Origin of the sequence: Streptomyces sp. NBC_00102, from assembly GCF_026343115.1 — a bacterium.
Classification (GTDB): Bacteria; Actinomycetota; Actinomycetes; order Streptomycetales; family Streptomycetaceae; genus Streptomyces.
Window position 1 is genome coordinate 646060 of record NZ_JAPEMC010000002.1, and the last position, 20605, is coordinate 666664.

The window sequence follows — 20605 nt, forward strand, 5'->3', positions numbered from 1 at the left end:
GCCACCGCCACCACGTCGCTGGTCGGCCAGGAGAAGTACCTGTCCACCGCGGCCGGAGACGGGCTGCAACTCTTCGAGATCCCGGTGCGGTTGCGGCTCGACCTGCTGTGGAGCCACGGCCCGGCGCCGCGCCCGCTCGTCTCCGAGGGCACCCTCGCCGTGGCCGTCCCCACGTACCGGACCGTGAGCGCGCCCGCGCGGGCCGCGTCCCCGGCGGTCGGGGAGGAACCGGTCGCGGGGGAGGGGCCGGTCGCGGGGGAGCCGGTCGCGGGAGAGCCCGCCGTGGGGGAACCGCCGGTACGGGAAACGGGGGTGACGGTACCGGCGGTGGGAGAACCGGTCGTACGGGAAGCCGTCGCCGCCGACCCCTCGATCCGTTCGGACGAAGCCGCGTACGGGTCGGCGGATTCCGGGTCCGAGGATTCCGGGTCGGAGGATTCCGCGTCGGAGGCGTCCGACACGGAGTCGGTCGACTCGGTGCTGACCGACGAGCCGCACATCGCCGTCCGGGTCACGGAGGACGAACTGACGCGACTGGCGGGCGACGACGCGCCCGAGGTGCTGCGACGGCTGCCGGAGTCGGCCTTCGTGGACCGGGTGCTGGGCGGTGACACCTTGGTCCGGGTCGTGAGCCGGCTGCTGGGCGCGCCCCGGAGGGCGACAGGGGACGAGGACCTCTTCGACCTCACCGCGCTCCACGAGGAGGAGGAGGAGGGGGAGGACGAGGGCGCGACGGCGGAGGGGGACGCTGAGGCGCTGACCGGACCTCCCGCCGAGCGGACCGGCGAGCCCGCGCCGGAGACCGCCGTCGCACCCGCGGCCGAGGCGGCCGCCGACTCCGTGCGCGAAACCGCCGCCGCGCCCGCGCCCGCGGTCAGGACCCCCGCCGAGATCTGGGCCTCCGCCGACGCCGTGGGCCCGCTGGGACGGGCCCGGCGCATGGCCGACGGGGCCTGGCTGTGGACGACACGGACGACGGTGGGCGGCTCGCTCACCGACCAGGACAGCATGGCCCAGCAGGTCCTGCGGTCCGCCCTCTCCTTCCACCAGCTGACCGCCAACGCCCTGACCGTCTTCGGCGACGGACTGGTCCTGGAAGGTGCGGGCAGTTTCGGACTGGTCACGGGCACGGACGTCTCGGTGGAGATCACCGGATACCTGAGCGGTGTGCGCCGGCTGGAGGCCCCCGGCCCCATGAGTATGGAGAGCTGGCTGTACGCGTCGGACACGGTCACCTCCACCCGGTCGGTGGGCGGCGGAGGACAGACCGGAGTGACCGTCAGCGGCGCCTACGATCCCGGGGTCTCCCTCTTCCCGAGCGGTCGGTACGTCGACACCTCGTCCACCACTGTCGGCACGACCCACTCGGACAACGCCTCGGACGCCCGGGTCACCGCGCACGGCAGTACCCGGATGCAGCGGTTCACCGCCGATGCCACCTACCGCGTGACGGTCAGCCAGGGCAGGCGCAACGTGGTCTCGGGGACGCTGGTGGCCCGCCCCCACGCGGTGCGGACCGTGGGCTTCCTGGTGCCGGACGCGGTGGAGTTCCTGCTCCCCGAGAGCGACCTGGCCAAGCACCCCGAGCTGGCGGCCCAGGCCGGGATCACCCCGCCCGCCCCGGACCGGACGCTGATGCTGCCCCAGTGGTACCGGGACACCGGCCAGCTCGGTCAGGGCGCCGTCATCGGCGTCGCTCCGGAGGGCCCGCGCGGACGGTTCCGGCAGAACCTCCTCGACGCCATCGAGAAGGCCGCCCCCGGCGCGACCCGGCCCGGGGACGCCGGATACCTGCCCGGTCTCGCTTCCTGGGTCAGCGACCATTCCTCCTCGGTGGGGCTGCGCGTACCGATCGGGGCGGGCCCCCGGGGCACCGGCTCGACGCACTTCGTGCACCGGGGCCGGCTGGGGCTCGCCCCACGCCTGGTGACGGTGGAGGTGAACGCCCGCCCGAGGCCGGGAACCGACCTCGACCAGATCCGGGGCAGCGGCGTCGACGACTCCGCACAGCTGACCCACAGCGCCGCCCACGGCGGCGGACGGAACGCCGGCCTGGCCGAGCCGGGCGTCCAGTCGCAGAGCGTCTCGTACAGCAGGGCCCGGCAACTGGAGGCCCGGCCGGTGCTGCAGTACGGGGGCCAGCGCCTTCAGACCACCTTCACCGGGGCCCTCGAAAGCGCGGTCGGCACCTCCGCCACGTCCCAGCGCGAGACCAGGGCCTGGCAGCGCTCCGGCGAACTGGCCGAGTTCCAGGTGCCGTACCGGTACCGGGTCACCGTGCGCAGCAGCCCGATGTCCGGAGAGGCCAACGGGGTGGTCGCGGGTCTGGTCGCCTCGACCCTGGGCGGATTCGGGACACGCGAGTACCACGCCACGGCCGACGCCACGGCGACGCTGTGGTTCGACCGGGACGACCTGCCGGCCGGGACGGACCGGGCGGAGCCCCTCCTGCGGCCCGCCGTCTTCGAGCGGGACCCCGCCGACCGGACCGCCCCGCCCCCCGGCACCGTCGTCATCGGCCTGGACGGGCTGACCACCGCCGTGCGCGACGCCCTGGACGGCCGGGACTGGGTGCCCGACCGGCCGTTCGCGCTCTACTCCTTCGACGCCGGCGCCGAGCTGGCGCGAGCCCTGCGCGAAGTCGACCCCGCGCTCGCCGGTCCCGACCGCATGCACACCTCGTTCTCGGACGAGAGCCTCATGATCCGGCTCTCCCGGCTGGTGCGCCCGGGGGACGGCGACACGGGCAGAACGCTCGACTCCGTCGCGGTGGGCCGTCTGACGGGACGTACCGGAGCCCACCCCACCACCTCCGTACGGCTGCGGCTGCTGCCCCAGCAGATCCTCGCCACCGGCGACACCGCCCTGGACGACGTCCGGACGTCCGGCGACGCGTACACGGCGACCACCGGGACCACGGTGACCCCGTCGGTCACCTCCCTGTACACGGCCAGGGTGACCTCCGACGACACCAACCGGGTCGTCGTCGCCGCGCCGTTCACGCAGAACGCGGGGGCGCAGGGGCAGTCGGGCGGCGGCAACAACTACCGGCGCGACTACCTGAAGTACGGACTGCCCGCGCGTGCGGGCAAGCCCGGACCCACGACCGGCCACCTGGTCCGGGCGCTGGCCGTCCTGCACGTCACCGGCCCGAAGGAGGACCGCTGGGTGCTCGGCACCATGGTCCTGCGTGCCATGGACACCCCGCCCCTGCCGACGATTCCGGCGGCGCCGGAGACCGCGACGACCGGGATCACGGCGGAGGGGGTCACGGCGGCGGAGTCTCCGGCGGAGGGGGCCACGGCCTCCGGCAGCGCCGCCGTTCCCGCGCCCGCCGAGCGGGGCAAGGCTGCGGTGCGGAGCGGCGACCGCCCGGAGGGCGCACAGGACGGCGATGCGGATGCCGCCGAACCGGATGCGGCCGAACTGGACACCGAGGACGTACGGCAGCTGGCCGAGCGCCTCGGCGTATCCGACGACACGGTGCGGACGTTGGCCGGCTCCGCATGGCGCCTGCTGGCCGCACCCCTGGAGATCGGCCGGGAACCGGAGGTGCGGGCGCGGCTGGAGGCACGGCGGGCCGCCGTGGTGCGGATCGCCGAAAGCCTGCACGCCCAGGGCCCCGAGGCCGCCCGTGACCTCGCCGACCGACTGGCCGCCGACACCCCCGAGCTGCGCGCCCCGGGAGTGAAGGTGCGGGGCGGCGCGAGGAGCGGGCCGACGACCGGAACCACCGGCCAGGACGGCGCCGGAGGCAGCGGGAGTACGAGCGGCCCCCAGCAGTCCGCGGCCGTGCACCCCGCGGCCGTGCAGCCCGCACCGCCGGTCGCCCAGCCGCTCGACACGGTGTGGCGTCCGCCGTCGCCCGAACCGGAGTCGCCCCTCGGCACCGTCGTCCGGGAACCGCGCCCGCCCCGCCCGTTGCCCGACCTCGCCGGCGTGTTCACCGACGACGGCGCGCGGACCGACGACCGCGCCCGGACCGACGAGGGTGCGCGGCCCGACGCCGCGGGACCGGTGGAGCGCGAGGCCGGCCCGGTGTTCGCGCCGCCGGAGTACACGGGGCGCCAGGGCGCCGGCCGGGAGTTCTACTCCTTCGCCGACGACCGGCTGCGGAACGCCGTCCGCGACGGTGTGCTGGGACTCCTGCCGCGCGGAGCGCGAGTGGCCGCCGAGCCGCTGCTCGACGCCCACCTCGCCGCCACCGACCCCGGCGCCGTCCTGCGCGAGGCGGTTGCCGGCGGGCACACCGCGGTACTGCGGCCGGCCGGCGCCCCGTTCGCCGTCACCGTGCGGCTGCGGCTCGCGGACTGGACCCAGCTCACCGGACCGGACGGCGAGCCCGTCGGCGACGCCGGGACCCACGCGCCGCGGGAGGACGGACCGCGGCCGACCGCCCGGCAGACCAGGGCGTGGGGGGAGAGCAGTTCGGCGGACCGGACCGTCGACCACGCTCTGAACGTCCCGCTGCCGCAGCCGATCACCCAGGCGCTCTCTTCCCTGTCCTCGCTGTCGGGGATCGTCTCCGGGACGCAGGCGGTCTTCGGCGGTTACTCGAAGAAGACCGCCTACAGCGCCTCGACCGCGCGGAGCGCCACGCGTACCGTCCGGCCGGCGTCCGACCCCGGTACGGTGCGCTTCCTCCACGACGTGGAAGTGGCCCTGGAGGTCCGGCATCCCGGGCAGGACGATCCGCAGCGCGCCCGCACGGTCGTCGAGCGGGCCCTCGTCGGTACCCATCCACGCGAGACCGTACGCGCCCTGCCCCGGCCCGCCGGCACGGATCACGCCACCTCGGCGCTCTGGGCCGAGCTGTCCGGCGAGCCCCGGACGAGCACCGCCGACCTCTCCCGGGCCGCCGTCCCCGATCAGGCGGACGCCCGGTTCGGCACGTCCGGCCCCACCACCGTCGGCCCGGCGTCGCGCCTCCCCGCGCTGTCCTGGGTCGACTCGGTCACCGGAGCCGGGGCGTACCGGACGGCGGTGCTCGCCGCGGCCGGCCCGTCCTCGGCCGATCCGTTCGCGCCCTCCTTCGAGGCGTTGAACGCCTTCGCCGGAGTCCACACCCTGCTGTCGGGCCTGCTCGACGCCACCGCCGGAGGTCTCCACTCGGCGCGGCTGGAATCCGCCGACGGACGGTCCGACGCGGTCCGGGCCGACGCCACCTTCCACAACCCCCGGGCCGTGGCGGACAGTACGGAGCCTTCCCGGATCGATGTCGAGGACGTCCACTCCGCCGCGGCGGGCGCGACCTCCGTCCAGGGCGACGCCGCCAACGTTGGGACCGGCTTCCTGCTTCCCCTGGTGAGGAGCGCGCTGGGCGTGCCGGCCCTGGTGCCCCTGCCCAAGGCGACGTACAAGCGTTCGGTGCAGTACACCCGGCCGGGGCAGCAGGCCGACAGCGTCGAGGTACGCCGGATCCGCCACACCGACGAGCCCACCACCCTCGTCGAGTACGACGTCCGCGTGGAGACCGGGTCGCTGAGCGGGCGCCCCGGCACGCACGCCTGGATCACCGCGCGGGTGCGGATGCCGATCGCCGACGCGGAACGCCTCGGGGACCTCACCCCGGCCGCCGGTGCCCACCTCCCGGCACAGCCCGCGGACCCGGAGACCGCGGCCCGTACCGCTCCCGGCCGGGTGCTGACGCTGCCGCCCTCCGCCGACGGATGGCTGCCGCCCACCAGCCGCGTCACCGAGATCGACCCGCACGGCGCCGGGGAGGCGCTGACCCGCGCGCTCGACCTCGTACGCAGCCGTTTCCCCCACTACCTGGCACCCCGCGCCCCCTGGCAGGACGCGCCGGCCACCCAGGATCCACCGGCCTCTCAGCATCCACCGGCCGCCGCGTCCACCGGCCGCCGTCCGCTCCACGTGGCGCAGCCGCACCACGTCGCCAACCACCTCGCCCTGGCCGAGGCGTTGAGCCCCGCCGCGCTGGCCGGGCGGGCGCACCCGCTCACCGGGCCCGGCCACACCCTCGTGCTCACGAGCCCCGAACCCGGCCGCCCGGGCGCGGAACAGCGCCTCCTGGTCACTGTCCGGGCGAGCCTGGAGCAGGCGGACTTCACCTACGCGCGGACCCGCCGAGGCCAGACCGAGGTCGTCCAGGGCGCATCCTTCGACCTGCTCACCTCCGCCCAGCGGAACTGGAAGGTCGCCGCGGGCCTCGGCATCAAGGTCGGCGGTACCTCGGAGGACTCCGCCGCCACGGAACCGAGCGGTCGCGTCACCCCCGGGGTGAGCTGGAGCGGTACGGTCGACGAGACTGGCGGATTCTCGGCGGCCGGCGCCTTCGGCGGGGGATCGACGTGGCTCGCGGAATTCGACGGCCCGGTCGTCCTCCGCGTCTCCGCCACCCCGGTGCCGGCCGCCGGAGAGACCGCCGCCCCCGCGGAGGCCGCTCCGGTGACGGTCCGGGCGACTCTCGTCGTGCCCGAGGACCTGGCACTGGAACGGGACGGATCCGGCCGGCCGCGCCCCACCCTGGACTTCGCATCCCGGACGGACGGCAGCGGGGCGGTGGCGCGGGTGCCGCGCACCGCCGAACCCGCGCCGCCTCGTTCCTGGACACCGGCCGTGGGGGAGCGGCTGCCCCGGGACACCCTGCACCTGGTCCGCACCGACCACCTGTATCCCGAAGCGGCCGCCCTCCTCAGGGAGATCGGTGTGCCGGCCCTGGACCCGGCGGACGAGGCCGCCCTGCGCGCCGCGCTGACCGGGCTGGCCCCCCGCGTCCAGGACCTCGGCGCGGCGCCCCGCCCGGTGTGGAGCCGCCCCGTCCCGGCCGGCACCTTCCGGATGGTGGGACGGGTGGAGGTCTCGGTCCGGGCCTCCACCGCCGGGCTGACCGCGATCGGGGAGAGCGCGCACGCCTTCCACTACGACCACTCACTGGTCACCGCCCAGGTCAGGGACACCGAAACCCGCGACCGCATGGCCTGGGACGCGACCGCGGAGGGATCCCTCACCGGAAGCCGGCCGGCCGGCACCGACCTGCCCGCATCCGACGACGCCACCCAGCTCGGCCTCGGCTACGGGCGCAGCGCCCCGGTCACCGGCGGACGTGCCGTCAGCGGGCGCGGCGACCGGACGCACACCACCATGGACGACCACGTGTGGGCCCAGGCGCCCACCGATTTCGTGGTCACCGTGCGCCGGTGGGAGGAATCGCGGGTGAGTTTCGGTGACTACGGCTCGCGCAGGTACGGCGAGCGCGAGGTCACCGGCCGCCCCGTGCGGGCTCCGGGCCTCGCGCTGCTGCCCTCCCGGTCCGCCCGCGCCCTCGGTCTGGTGGAGCGCCGCGCCGGATCGCCCGGCCGGGCCGCCGAACCCGCCGATCCCGCCGGTGCCACCGCCCCGGCGCCCGCCAACGTGCTGCGCGGCGACGGATTCGACCACTCCGTCCTGCTCGGTACCCCCGATCTCGGCCCGTTCGTCCACCGGGTGATGCCGCGCCTGCGCGCGCTGGGACTACTCTCCCGGGAGCACGCCGAGGCGGTGGAGACCGAGCTGTGGAAGGTGGCCGGACGGCAGGGCACCGCCGCCCTGTTGGAGACCATGCTCACCGGTCTGCCGATCCTGGTTCCCGACCGCAACGCGTACAGCACCTCGATGGCGCGGCTCGTCCTCACCGCGGAACTGCTCGACCCTCGCGCGGCCGGCAGGGAGCCGGGTGAACACGTCCTGGAGAGCGTGCACGCCCGCGCGTGGGAGAACAGCCGCTCCGAGAGCACGGAAACCAGCCGTCAGGGACGGGCCGCGCTCGCCGGAACCTCCGACCAGTACGACCTGCTCTCGTCCGGGGCGGTCGCCGACCGCCTCAGACCGACCGTCACCCGGTCCGACAGCCTGCGCACCCGCACCTCGGACCAGCGGGACACCGCCGTGGTGACCGTCCTCCACCCGCACGTCACCGTCTTCGACGTGCGGCTCACCGCCGAACTGGAGGTGCACCGCGCGGTCGCCACCGCACCCACACCGCTCGGCGGGCTGATGCCCCTGATCGGACAGGGGGAGCGGCACGTGCTGGGAGTCCAGGTGTTCCCCGGAGCGCTGCGGCTGGGCCACCCGGAACAGGTGACCCGGCACGACCCGGCACCGGTTCCCCGCCCCACGGCGGTGCACGAACCCGCGGACGTCGAGCGGCTGCGGCCGGATCCGCTCCTTCCCGCGGAGGCGCTCGGGGAGGCGTTCGTCGGTACCGTCGCCGACCTGCCCGGCCTGCGGAGAGCGGCCGAGTCGCTGCTCACGGGCCGCGACCTGTGGACCAGTCCTTCGCGCGCCCCCCATTCCTGGCAGGGCGGCCTCTTCCTGGTGCGGTCCAAGATCGCGGCGGTCTTCAGCCCGCCCTACATGAACCAGTGGTTCCTCACCCTGGCGGCGGGAGGCACCCTCGACGAACCGGTGACGCTGCCGAGAACAGCCGGCACGGACCTGCCCGCCCGGCTGGAGATCAGTGCGGACGTCCGAGGGCTGCGAGTGGTGCAGTCGGGTCCGTACGGAGCACTCCCCGACACGGTCGCCAAGGACCCGACGCGCTCCGTGCTGCTCCCGGCCGGCCGTACCGGCGCGCCCGCCGTGCGCCTCGGCGGTCCGCTGCGCGCCGACTCCACCGCGTCGGCGGTTCCCGCGCGGACCGACGCCGGGACGATCCGGCTCACGGGCCCGGACCGGCGGACCGGCCGTTCCTACGCGCGGGTGGAGGCCGACTCGGTCACCTGGCACCTCGTCCTCCGGCCGGCCACGGGCGTCCCCCGCGCGGTGCGGGCGACCGTGACCGACCGGGCGGCCGTCTTCTACGTGCCCACCGAGAGCCTGCCCGAGCCGCCGGCCGGTACGGAGGCCACCCCCGCGGCGAGGGCCGGCGATCCCGGTACGGCCCGCGACGACCGCTCCCAGGACGCGCCGGCGGCGGACACCCCGGCGACGGATGCTCCGGCAACGATGAAGGGCAAGGGCAAGGGCAAGGGGAACGCGACCGCCTCCGAGCGGACCGACGCCGAGCGGGAACCCCTGGCCGATTTCGTGACGGCGGATCACGTGAGCATCGCAGCACAGGAGTTCACCGAGGCGATGCTCGCCCTGGACCGTGCGCGGGAGGCGCTGGCGGCACTGGAGGAACGGGAGGCGCACACCAGCGCGGGCAGGTCGGACCAGACCGTGCGGGAGATCGAGGCGGCGCGGCGGGAGGTGGAGGCGGCCGGGCGGCGGGTCGTGGAGGCCGACCGCGTCATGGGCCTGGTGGAGAGCGTGGAACCGGCCACCTTCCCGACGCCCACCGAGGCGGAACTGCGTTCCCGGCCGCGGGCGTTGGGCGCCGGCCCGCTGGACCGCTTCCGCCGGTGGCTGGACGAGTCCGCGCCCGCCCGCCAGGACGACGCGGCGGACGCGACGCCCCGTACGGACGAGCGGGAACCTGTCCCGGGCCGCCCCGAAGCCACCGGCTCGCACTTTCTGGAGCCCCTTCCGGAGTGGGCGGCCGCACCCGACGACGCGTCCGCCGCGGTGACGGAGAGCCGCCCGGCCGAGGACGCGCGGGCCACGCAGGTACAGGCCGAGAACGCGCAGGCGGCGCACGCGCAAGCCGAGAACGCGCAGGCAGTGAGCGCGCAGGCGGTGAACGCCGCGGCCGAGGCACCGGTGCTGCCGGCCCCGCCCGCGCGCCTCACCGGGGGCATCCTCGGCGCCGGGGACGTGGTGCACAGCCTCGGCGCGGGGCCGCAGGACTTCACCCTTCGGATGGCGGACGCGCTCGCCGAGCCGCTGGGAACCGAGAACGCCGACCTCGCGCGGGACCAGATCGCCGAGCATCTGCAGACCGAGCACCTCGGGTCCTGGCTGTACGGACTCAGCAACGGCGAGACGCGGTACCTGGCCATCGACACCCCCGGATGGCAGGGTCGTATCCCGCTGCGCGCGACACTGCTCAACGCCCGGACGACGGGCACCGTCGCCAAGTTCGAGTTCGAGCCCGGTGTCGAGTCCGGGTCGGGCACGGCCGTGGCGTACGACGCCGGCCGCGGCTGGAACGCCGGTGTCGCGGCCCGCGGGACGTTCCCGTTCGTCCGCCTGGACCTCGGTGCCACGTACGCGCGCGAGAGCGGCCAGGGCATGATCCACCAGGACATGAGCCGGATGACCGCCCGCGGCAAGACGGTCTCCAAGGCTCTGACGGTCACGGTGGACGTGCGCTTCGAGCTGGACCTGTCCCATCTGGTCCGGGGCGACGGCTCGGCCCCGCCCCGGCCGCCGGCCGGCCGAGCGGTCACGCTCCCGGCCACGCTCTCCACGCCGTACGCGGACTCGCCCTCCGTCCCGCCGGCCGGCACCGCCCGTTCGGTGCCGTCGTACATGAGCCGGATGCGGGCGCCGGGCCCCTTCGACCTGCTCGTGGACTCGTATCCGTTGGACGCGGAGGGCGGTCGCCGCGGCGGCGGGCTGGACGCGATCCTGCGGCAGTCCCTGCCACAGGCACCCGGCCACTCGCCCCGCGACGCGGCCATGGAGGTGTTCGGGAGCGCGCGGGAGGCCGACGAGGTGCTGGCCGCCCTCGAACAGCTGGTGCCGTTCACCGCGCTGCACCAGCAGCTGCGGACCCTGATGTGGGCCGGTCCGCTGATCGTCGACCTGCCGGACGGTCTCGGAAGGGTCGAGCTGGAGGCCGAACTGGGCGCCGCGAGGTTCGCCCACCACACGGAGAACGGCACCGAGTTCAACGTCGGCACGAGCACCGGCCAGTCCGTCCTGACCAGCTCCGCGCATTCCCGGTCGACCAACCTCGCCGGAACCCTGCAGGGCAACCAGCTGGGCGACACCACGTCCTGGATCCTCCCGGGGATGGCGGAGCCGTCCGGGTTCAAGGCCCTGGTGGGCGCGAACCGTACGGCCGCGAAGGAGGCCAACACACTCCAGGAGGAGTCCTCCACCACCGGCGCCACCGTCAAGGCGAAGGTGCCGAGTTCCGTGTTCGACACCACCGTGGTGCTGACCGCGCGGTTCCGGAACGCCGACGGCCGGACCGCCGAGGGACGTGCTCCGATGGGTGCCAGGTTCGTCGTGCGGACGTCGGACACCGAAGCGGCCGTGGACGGCTCCCCGACATGGACCTCCTCGTGGCTGGAGCGCGGAACGGCACCGGACGAGCCCCGGAACTTCGTCCTGCCGGCCTACCAGGTCGGTGATGTCGTGCACCGTCCGGAACTCGAACTCTCCGACGACTCCGTGGTCCTCGCGCTGTTCGCCGGCGGCGGCGTCACCATCCCGGAGCTGACCCCGCTCCCGGCCGCCTCCCCGCCGCGGCCACAGGCGGCGGCACCGGGGGGAAACCTCGTACGGGCCCGGTTGCAGGCTCTGGGTTCGGTCGTGGACGAGAGCTGGAGCCGCCACGAGGCAGCGATCCAGAACGCCTTCGGCTCCGAGCGGCTGGCGGCGAACCTCGCGCTGATGAGCCGGGGCGTGCTGCGCGGGCCTTCCTTCGACGGCAGCGCGGCCCACGGCAGGGCGCGCATCGTCTCGTCGGCGCGGGTGCGGAGCCTGGCCTACCTGAAGCTGGTCCCGGGCTCCGAGCTGAACGTGGTCAACGAGACCGGTTCCTCCTCCGCGGTGCGCAGCGGCTTCTCCACCCTGAACCAGGGCCAGGGTGCCGCGGGCGCGTCCTTCGGTTTCACGGCCGGCACGTCGTGGCAGCCGACGGCGGGCTGGGGACGGGGGAAGCGCGAGCGCGAGTTCTTCCGTACGGCGCAGTCGGCCAAGGAGCTCGCCAACAGCAAGTTCAAGGAGGAGATGGCGCTCTACGCGGGCGAAGCGGTCTTCCGCTTCGGAGTGATCGGCGGCCAGGAGCGGCAGACGCGCGGAACGGCCACGAACGAGGGCGACGACGTCGTCGTGCCGTTCTTCGTGGCGATCCCGACCCGGCTGACCCGGCCCCACACGGTGGAGCGGGCCGGAGCGCAGATCTTCCACGCGCAGATCGCCGAGCCCGTCGGGGCCGCCCAAGTGGCCGCGCCCGCCGGGGTGGTCGCGCCCGCCGGGGTGGCCGCGCCCGCCGGGGTGGCCGCGCCCGCCGGGGTGGTCGCGGCGGCCTCGGGGGAAGTTCCCACGCGGGTTCCCGTCCCCTCTACGGAGTCCGCGCGGGAACCCGCGTCCGCGACGGACCCGGGACCCCCGCCGTCCGTGCGTGACCAGTCCGTGCTGCCCGAGGACACGCAGATCCTCTCCCTGGGAAAGAAGGGACAGAACATCACCACGACGGTGTTCCGCTCGCTCCGCGCCCAGTTGGGGGAGAGGGAGCTGGCCGAGGAGGAGGTGGCGTACGAGATGCTGCTCAGCCCCGGCTTCCTGCGGCCCCGGCTCGTCTCCCTCTCCTCCGCCTCGGCACGCAATCTGCGCACGCCCGAGCCCGCGGACCCACTTCCCGTGCATACCGCCACCGGCCGGCACTCACGGGTCGTGTTCACGAGCGTGGGGGCCCGGGATTTCGCCTTCGAGCGGACCGTGAAGTCGTTCGAGGCGGAGACAGGCACGGAGGAGAGCGCCGTCACCGGCCACGCCGAGGACAGGATGCGGCGCACCACGCGCATCCTCGACAGCGTGGTGACCGCGCCGTACACCACGGTCCAGAACACCGTCACCGCCAACCGGGACACCAGCCGCAGCACGGTCACGGACGCGGGCACCACTCTCGGGAGGAAGACCAAGGCCACCGAGTCCTACGGGGTGTTCAACGGCACCATGCGCCTGCGAGGGCGCGTCGAGTACCGGCGCGGGGACACCTGGGTGGCCCCGGCCGACGTACGGCCGTTCACGGTTGACGTGCCCGTCCGCGCCGCCTTCCCCACCGCCCACCTGGTGAGGCCCCCCGGGAGCCCGGCACCGGACACCGGAGGGGGAACCCGGCGGCCGTCGCGGAGCACGCTGTTCAGCCGCCGGCTCCGGGAGAGCGACGTCACCGGCCGGGTCCAGGTGCTGTTGCCCGAAGACGCCCCCGGCGGCCCGCTGGGCGGGCTGGAGGCACACGGCGTCGCGCTCTTCGGCCGCACGCAGTGGGCCAGGAGTAGCGAGGTGCTGGCGCACAAGGTGCGGGCCACCGACCTGACCGCCGCCGCCCGGGGCGCCTTCGACGGCCAGCCGGTCGTCATCACCTTCCCCGGCGGCCACGCGGAAGTGACGTTGATGCTGCGCGGGACGACGGTGCCGGAACACGACCGCCAGGTCGACACCGTCGAGTTCAACATCGGCAACACGCGCGAGCACAACGAGGACAGCGTCGACGGCGACAACACGCAGTCCCGCGCCACCTTCACCTCCCAGCGCATGAGCGTGACCGGCAGGGCCGAGGCGGTCCCCGGCGTCGCCCCGCTCGGCACTCTCGCCTACCAGTGGACCAGGGGCCAGGAGAACTCGGAGTCCCGCCTGACCAACGTCGGCGCCGGGGGCGGGACCAAGAGCAAGACCAAGGGCTCCGTCTTCCGCGACGAGGTCGACCTCCTCCTCACGGTGCACCGCGACTTCGCCGGCTCCCAGGCCCGGTTCGCCGCGATGAAGCTGTTCGTCGCGGACAACTGGCGGTCCCGCGCCATGCGGAAGAGGGTCGAGCGCCAGCAGGAACTGCTCGACGCCCTGACGACGGCCGCCACGGAGGAGCAGCAGGCCGTACCGGACCGTACGGAGGACGGCCGTACGGCGAGTGCTCGTACGGAGGATGCCCGTACGGAGGATGCCCTCGCGGAAGCCGGCCTCGCTCCCGCGGACCTGGTCACGGACACCACCGTGCCGGTCACGGACACCACCGGGCCGGTCACGGACTCCGCCGGTTCGGCCGCCGCCCCGCCAGCCGCCGCGCCGAAGCCCGCCGTACCGAGGCCCGCACTGACCGACGCCGAGAAGTGGGCGATCCAGCGGGCCGGCCACTTCCAGGCGACGCTTCCGGGCCGGATGACCCACACCTCTCCCACCCGTACGACCGAACTCATCGAATCCGCGGAGGCTTCCGCATCCGGGCAGCAGACGGAGCAGAACCCCCCGCCCCGGCGGATCAAGGCCCCGATGCTCCGGGGGACCACGGTCCAGATGCGCTCACTGTCGTCCGTCGAGAGTGTCCGTCGCCTGGTCGCCGGCCGAGGCGCGGAGCTCTACGACTCCTGGAACTCCCGCCACGGTGCCTCCTCCCGGACCCACGGCCAGTACGTGGTGGACAGGCTCAGCCGGCCCGCGCTGATGGCGTGGCTCAGCGACCGGCTGACGAACCCGGAGCGCACGGACGCGCTCGTCGTCTCCGTGGGGGGCGTGCCCGGCGGCGCCATCACCGTCCGCGTCGACACCCACTTCAAGGACGCGTTCACCTACACCGGACTCGACAAGGAGGCGGAGACGGTCACCACGTCGATGACGGGCAACCGCATCGATCTCTCGCAGAGCACGTCCTCGGCGCACGCGGGGACGGCCGAGTTCGGTGCCGAGTTCGGATACCGGCCCGCACTCGCGCGGGTGTCCGCCCGCGCCGGAGGAGGGGCCCGCACGCGCGGCACCGACCGCAGCAGGGAAGTCGGCCGCACCCTCCTCAACAGCAAGACCCCGGTGCCCCACGTGCTCTACGAGGGCCACGCGCTCCTGCAGTTCACCTTCCTGAGCGGCAACATCGCGCTGGAGAGGAGCAGTTACGGTGCCATCCCCTTCGAGCTGGCCGTTCCGCGCGACGAGCTGAGTGCTCTGCCGGCCATCGGGGAGGAGGACGAGACGCTCCCTCAGGAGCCGTCGGCTGCCCCGGGCCGGCGAGACGGCCGGCAGCGTCCCGGCGAGGAGCGACCCGGCCAGGAGCGCCCCGTACCGGAGAAGCCGTCCGACATTCCCCTCGACGACCTCGCGGGACGGGACCGGCACGACGGTGCGGTACCAGGCACGCAGGAGCCCCAGCCCCAGCTGTCCCCGGCACCCGAGCCGTCCCCGTCCCCGGTGCCGGTGCCCGTGCCTGAGCCGGCTCCGCGTCACGCGCCGAATCCCTCTCCCGCTCCCGTGGCGGACGGGGGGCCGACGGCCCCCGGTGACGCGCAGACTCCGCCGCGCCCGCCCGGAGCCCGGCCCCGCCGCTCGTCGCTCCCGACCAGCGGGACCCGGGATCGCGGCCATCTCCGCCCCCGGCCCTCGCTGAGCGGTCTCCACCGCTTCGGTCAGGGCGACAGGGACAAGGGGGCGGACGGGACCCCGGAAAAGGGGAAGTGATCCCGTTCGCGCGGGCACGGCGCGGACGTACGGCGGTGCGCCCGAAGCCGTTCTCCTACGATCACGCCCGGGTCTCCGGTCACCCACGGCCGGTCGACCGCGGCCGTCCGCGCTCCCCGACCGAGAGAGGCTCGCACGTGGCACAGCAGGAGACGGGCACCGGGCGCACCTCCCGGACCTCCGGGAATCCGGCGGGCGAGGGGGAGCGCGCCCCCCGCGTCCACCCGGACCGTGTGTCGAAAGTCCCGCCGCTTTCGGCACACGGCCTGGCCCGGCATCTGCTGACGGGTGCCGTGGGGCTCTGCCTCCTGGTGCTGGTGACACCGTCGCTGTTGCTGGACGACTCCGACCGCCCGGGGCGCCCTGAGGCGGCCGCCCCCACCGAGGACCACGCGCCGAGCCACCCCGGCCCTCCGGGCGACACCGGCGCGGCACCCCCACCCCCCTCCCGGCCCGGACCGTCCCCCAGCACCCCGCCCGTCTCCGGCCCACCGGGCGGCACCCCTCCCGCACCGAGCGCGCCCGAACCCGTCGTGGAGGCGTCCCCGGTGCGCGCGGCGGACGACCGGCCCGCCGCCGAGGCCCCCGCCGAAAGCTCCGACCGGAGCGGCGCCCGAACCGCGACGCGGCGTGGGACGGACGGTGTGGTGCGCGGCACCAGCGTCCTGGAACCAGGACAGAACTGGTCCACCCCTCTGGTCGTCCTCGCCTTCCAGGGCGACGGCAACCTGGTGCTCTACGACCGGGAGAGCCGCCCGCTGTGGGCGTCCGGGACCGTGGGGCAGGGCGCCAGGACGGTCTTCCAGGCCGACGGCAACCTGGTCGTCTACACGCGGGACATGCGGACCGCCTGGTCCTCGCGGACCGACGGCCACGAAGGCGCCGAACTGGTGCTGGGGGACGACGGCAACCTCCTCGTCCGCCAGGGCGGTACCCGACTGTGGGCAACGGACACCACCGCTCGGCATCCGTGACCACGACCGCCGTACTCACCCCGGCCGGACGCCGTACGATCCCGTCCCGACCGCACGCCGCACCACCCCACCCGACCCCGTCCCGACCGCACACCGCACCACCCCACCCGACCCCGTGGCGCACCGCACCGCCCCACCCGGGCCGGCCGGTGGGAGGCCGCCACATCACGCCACCGGGCCGGGAGTTCGGGCAGTACCCGTGCCCGACCAGGCAGGACGCCCTCTGCGAGCTGGCCGCCCCGGGGCCCTCTTCCTATGTTTTCCCTACCTGGGGTCGTGCCCGCCGGACCCGCCGCGCGGACGGCACCCGGCACGGCACCCCACGGCGTCGCCGGACCATCCGAGTGCATCCGGTCTTCACCCGCTGATCCGACGCGCATCGTTCCGACACGACACAGACGCCTGCCACCGGGCTGGAGATGGACCAGATGAACACCGTGGTTGTGAAACGCCCACCGCGCGTGTCGGGGCCCGAAGTGCCGGAGGACCGCATCGAACTGGCCGAGCCGCCCGTGCTCGGCGAACCCGCCGCGGCCGACTTCGGATCCGTCATGGTCGTCCTGCCGATGGGCATCGGCTTCGGTGCGATGGCGCTGATGTTCACCGTCGGCGGCTCCACTTCGACGTACATGATGTCCGGGATGATGGGCGTCGGCATGATCTCCATGGGCATGGGGCAGATCGGCCGCGCCGGACTCGACCGCAAGCGACGGATGCGCGCCGAACGCCGCGACTACCTGCGCTATCTCGCCCAGCTCCGTGTCCGGGCCCGAGCGGCCGCACGGGACCAACTGGCCGCGGCCGTCTGGGAGAACCCCCCGCCCGACCGGCTGTGGTCCTTCGTGCGCTCACCGCGGGTGTGGGAGCGTCGGGCGGCCCACGACGACTTCGCGAAGGTACGCATCGGGCTCGGCACCCGGCGCGCCGCCCTCGAACTCGTCCCTCCGGAGACCAAGCCGGTCGAGGACCTCGACCCGCTCGCCGCGATCTCGCTGCGCCGGTTCACCGCCGCCTTCCAGACCGTGCAGGGCATGCCGTTCCCGGTCGGCCTGCGCAGCTTCAGCAGCGTGGAGTGGGCCGGTGACGTCGAGGACGCGCTCGACCTGGTGCGCGCCGTGCTGGGGCAGCTCGTCACCCTCCACTCGCCCGACGAGCTGCGGGTGGCCGTGCTGACGGACGAAGCGGGCCGGGAGGAGTGGGAGTGGGTGAAGTGGCTGCCCCACAACGCCCACCCGCGCGAGCACGACGAGGCCGGCCCGTTGCGGCTCGTCGCCACCGACCACGCGGAGTTCACCGACCTCCTCGGCCCGGACGTCTTCGACCGGCCCGACCACGACCCGCAGGCCACCCCCAGCGCCGCCGAACCCTTCCTGGTCGTCGTCGCCCACCGCACCGCCATCCCCCCGGGCTCCCGGCTGCTCGGCGCCGGTCTGCGCAACACGGTCCTGCTCGACGTCACCGGCGCCATGCACGGCGGCAGCGGCGTGCTGCGGCTGACCACGGAGAACGGCCGGGTCTCCTTCCCCGTCGCGGACTCCACCGCCGAGGCCGACGCCGACGTACTGAGCCGTACCGAGGCCGAGAACCTGGCGCGGCTGCTGGCCCCGATGCGTACCAGCGGCACCGTCGACCTGACCGACAACCCCTTCGAGTCCGACTTCGAACTCACGACCCTGCTCGGCATCCGCGATCCACGCACCTACGACGTGGCCGCCCACTGGCGCCGCCGCCTGGACCAGAGCACCCGGCTGCGGGTGCCCATCGGTGTCACCGAGGACGGGGAGGTCGTCGAACTCGACCTCAAGGAGTCCGCCCAGACCGGCATGGGACCGCACGGGCTGCTCATCGGCGCCACCGGCTCCGGCAAGAGCGAACTGCTGCGCACCCTCGTGATCGGGCTCGCCGTCACCCATTCCTCCGAGGTCCTCAACTTCGTGCTGGTGGACTTCAAGGGCGGTGCCACCTTCATGAACATGGAGCGGCTGCCCCACACCTCCGCGGTGATCACCAACCTCGCCGACGAACTGCCCCTGGTCGACCGCATGCAGGACTCCATCGACGGCGAACTCATACGCCGCCAGGAGCTGTTGCGTGCGAGCGGCCACGCCTCCCTGTACGAGTACGAGAAGGCCCGCCTGGGCGGCGCCCCGCTGGCTCCGCTGCCCTCGCTGCTCGTCATCGTCGACGAGTTCTCCGAACTGCTCGCCGGAAAGCCCGAGTTCACCGATCTCTTCGTGACCATCGGACGAGTCGGCCGCAGTCTCGGCGTCCACCTCCTGCTCGCCTCCCAGCGGCTGGACGAAGGGCGCATCCACCGCGTCGAAGGACACCTCTCGTACCGGATCGCCCTGCGCACCTTCTCCTCCATGGAGTCGCGCAGCGTGATCGGGGTGGCCGGGGCCTACGAGCTGCCGTCCGTGCCGGGCAACGGCTTCCTGCGGGTGGACACCACCAACCTGGTGCGGTTCAAGGCCGCCTACGTCTCCGGGCCCTGCCCCCAGAGCCCCACCGGCGAGGACACCGAACGGCCGGACCTGACGGCGGCCGGGGAGATCGTGCCGTTCGGCCTCGACCAGCGGCCCGCCGCCGCGGGGCCGCCCGACGAAGAGGAGGAGACCGCCGTACGGCCCCCCTCCGAACCCGACCGGCCGGCCGAGAGCGACGAGACCCTGCTGGACGTCCTCATCGAGCGGCTGGCGGAAACCGGCCCCTCGGCCCGGCAGGTCTGGCTCCCGCCGCTCGCCGACCCGCCCAGCCTCGACCAGCTCCTGCCCGGCATCGTCCCCGACCCCGTCCGCGGCATGACCGCCGCCGAGTCCTCGCTCCTGGGCCGCCTGCGCGTACCGCTCGGCATGGTCGACCGGCCCCACGAGCAGGTACGCGAACTGCTGGTGGCCGACCTCTCCGGCGCCGGCGGACACGTCGGGGTCGCCGGCGCGCCGCAGACCGGCAAGTCCGCGCTGCTGCGCACCCTGATGATGGCGCTCGCCCTCACCCACACCCCGGAAGAGGTCCAGTTCTACTGCCTGGACTTCGGCGGCGGCGGACTGGTCTCGATCGCCGGGCTCCCGCACGCCGGCTCCGTCGCCACCCGCCTGGAGCGCGACAAGGTACTGCGCACCGTCGAGGAGATCACGCAGCTCCTGGAGCGCCGCGAGCAGACCTTCACCACCCGCGGCGTGGAATCCATGGCCGCCTACCGGCACCTGCGCCGCACCGGCGAGATCGACGACCCCTACGGCGACGTCTTCCTCGTGGTCGACGGGTGGGGGACGCTGCGCCAGGACTACGACGAACTCGACGACCGCATCACGACGCTCGCGGCCCGCGGCCTGTCGTTCGGCATCCACCTGGTGGTCTCCGCCGTGCGCTGGTCGGAGATCCGGCCCCGGCTGCGCGACCTGCTCGGCACCCGGCTCGAACTGCGGCTCGGCGACCCGATGGAGTCCGAACTCGGCGCCCGCCAGGCCGCGGGCGTCCCGCAGCACCCCGGCCGCGGGCTCACCAGCTCCGGACACCACTTCCTGTCGGCCCTGCCCCGCCTGGACAGCTCCTGCGCCACGGACGACCTCACCGCGGCCACCAAGGTCGCCGCCGCCGAGATCGGAACCTTCTGGACCGGCCGCACCGCACCCGGCGTCCGACTGCTGCCCAGCAGGCTGCCCGTCGGCAGGCTGCCCGCCGCCGAGGGAGACCTGCGGGTCAGTATCGGCTGGGACGAACAGCGCCTGCAGCCGGTGTGGCACGACTTCTCCGCCACCTCCCACCTGATGGTCTTCGGCGACGGCGAGACCGGCAAGACCAACCTGCTGCGCCTGATGGCCCGCGCCATCACCTCACGGTTCCGTCCGGAGGAGGCCCGTATCCTCCTCGGCGACCCCGACCGGGGACTCCTGTCGGCGGTCCCCGAGGAGTACCGCGTCGGTTACGCCGTCGACAGCCAGGGGCTGAAGGAACTCGCCGCCAGCACCGTGGTGTCGATGAGCAAACGGCTGCCCGGCAGCGACGTCACCCCGGAACAACTGGCGCGGCGGGACTGGTGGCAGGGGCCACGGCTCTTCCTCCTCCTCGACGACTACGACATGTTCGTCAGCAGCTCCCTCGACAGCCCCACCGCACCCCTGGTGCCCCTGCTCGCCCAAGGCGCCAACATCGGGATGCACCTGGTTCTCGCCCGGTCCACCAGCGGCGCGATGCGCGCCATGATGGACCCGCTGCTGCGCAGGCTGTGGGAGCTGGGCAACCCGGCGCTGCTGCTCTCCTACCCGAAGGAGGAGGGCAAGTTCATCGGCGAGGCCAAGCCCCGCACCCTCGTCCCCGGCCGCGCCCAACTGGTCACCCGGCGCGGTGTCCGGCTCGTCCAGACCGGTCTGGTGGACCGGGAGTGACCGGGGCGGCGCCCCAGACCCCCG

Annotated in this window: 3 protein-coding genes (1 of these 3 cut by a window edge); all 3 read left to right on the forward strand. The window is 74.2% G+C overall.

Going from position 1 to position 20605, the window contains the following annotated elements:
• Positions 1-15219 carry the 3' portion of a hypothetical protein gene (locus OHA55_RS30075; RefSeq protein ID WP_266712248.1) on the forward strand. The gene continues 16551 nt to the left of window position 1, outside the view, so 15219 of the gene's 31770 nt are visible here — the last part of the coding sequence; its start codon lies beyond the left edge, outside the window; it ends in the stop codon at positions 15217-15219.
• A 137-nt stretch (positions 15220-15356) separates the two neighbouring features.
• Positions 15357-16193, forward strand: coding sequence for a hypothetical protein (locus OHA55_RS30080; protein ID WP_266712250.1), 837 nt, complete (start codon positions 15357-15359; stop codon positions 16191-16193).
• A 428-nt stretch (positions 16194-16621) separates the two neighbouring features.
• Positions 16622-20581 (forward strand): type VII secretion protein EccCa, encoded by a 3960-nt coding sequence (eccCa, locus tag OHA55_RS30085; protein WP_266712252.1) that lies wholly within the window; start codon positions 16622-16624, stop codon positions 20579-20581.
• Positions 20582-20605: the final 24 nt, after the last annotated feature.

Coding starts and splice junctions, on each gene's coding strand:
- eccCa (WP_266712252.1), top strand. CDS start 16,622: ATGAACACCGTGGTTGTGAAACGCCCACCGCGCGTGTCGGGGCCCGAA.